The organism is Micromonospora yasonensis (assembly GCF_026013475.1).
Lineage (GTDB): Bacteria > Actinomycetota > Actinomycetes > Mycobacteriales > Micromonosporaceae > Micromonospora > Micromonospora yasonensis.
In genome coordinates this window covers 1-484 of the sequence record NZ_JAPDPH010000483.1, presented here as the reverse complement: position 1 = coordinate 484, position 484 = coordinate 1, and the positions used below count along the sequence as shown (strand labels likewise).

Here is a 484-nt window from a genome sequence, read left to right as displayed (position 1 = left end):
GGGCGGGTCTTGGCGGCGTAGTAGGTCGACGGTGCGATCTGTGCCGGCGTGTCTTGCAGCGCCTGCAGGACCGGCTGGACACCATGTTCGGCCTTCTGGGAGTCGACGAAGTCGACCTTCATCGCGACGGACGGTCCAGCTCCGCCGCGAAGAAACTCGCTGCGGACTTCAGGATCTGGTTCGCCCGCCGCAGCTCACGCACCTCCCGCTCCAGGGCGGCGAGGCGTTCGGCGTCGCTGCTGGCGGTGCCCGGCCGCTCACCGGCGTCGGTCTCGGCCTTCTTCACCCACGTGCGCAACGCCTCCGGATGAACCCCGAGCTGACCGGCGATCCGCCGGATCGCTCCGACCGCGGACGCCGGATCCCGGCGGGCCTCGATCGCCAACCGAGTCGCACGCTCACGCAGCTCATCGTTGTACTTCTTCGGTGCGGGCATCGCTGGTGTTCCTCCCAGGTTTCGATGTCTCCATCAAACCCGGTGCGG

At 68.4% G+C, this 484-nt stretch carries 1 protein-coding gene; it reads right to left on the bottom strand.

Features of this window, described 5'->3' with window-relative positions; genetic code table 11:
• Nucleotides 1–118: 118 nt before the first annotated feature.
• Entirely contained in the window at nt 119–436 is a 318-nt protein-coding gene (locus tag ONA70_RS36460; protein ID WP_265011018.1) for a transposase, read from the bottom strand.
• Between the last annotated feature and the right edge of the window lie 48 nt (nt 437–484).

What these genes read in the sequence shown, in the direction of transcription:
- ONA70_RS36460 (WP_265011018.1), bottom strand. Translation starts at nt 436, where the DNA reads ATGCCCGCACCGAAGAAGTACAACGATGAGCTGCGTGAGCGTGCGACT.